Source organism: Vibrio sp. 970 (assembly GCF_033339075.1).
Genome location: NZ_JAWOTW010000750.1, coordinates 1 through 531, shown reverse-complemented (window position 1 = coordinate 531; position 531 = coordinate 1). Strand labels below are relative to the sequence as shown.

Genomic DNA, 531 nt, shown 5'->3' with positions numbered 1-531 from the left:
GTACATGAGCGCACTTGAGAGGGAATTTTCGGAAAATGCTTACGCCATATAACGTGAGCAAAAAGCCGATGATAATGATGGTATTGGAAAGAATGATCGTCAGCCAATCTGGGGCTGAGTCACGAAATCCCAATAAAAAAGGGCCTAAGCCAATAAACAGCAGAGAAATGGCGAACGTTTTCAATCCTTTAATTTTGCTCTGAGTATATTGATAGCAAAGCAGGCTAATAGCATAGATACAAGAAAACAAAATGATAATAAAGTTGAGGGTTCTTATATCTAAATAGTGACTCTCCATATGTGCTCCACAACGAACCATTACTCGGGCAACTCCTTTGCCCGCCATCAATAAACGTCCAGTATGTTAGCGTAATTATAGAATGATGTCTTAAGTTAAGCGGCTATTCGTTGACCAGCTCGAATTCTTTGATTTCTTCTGCTTTTTTAGTGAACAAAAGTCCGATCGTTGCCATGATGACACTAGGTACAATCCAGCTCGCGAACTCATTATACAAAGGCATATTGTGACTC

Annotated in this window: 1 pseudogene; it reads right to left on the bottom strand. The window is 39.9% G+C overall.

The window, feature by feature from the left end:
- Positions 1–298: pseudogene (locus R7Q11_RS28995) on the bottom strand (GGDEF domain-containing protein); the annotation flags it as partial.
- Positions 299–531 lie beyond the last annotated feature (233 nt).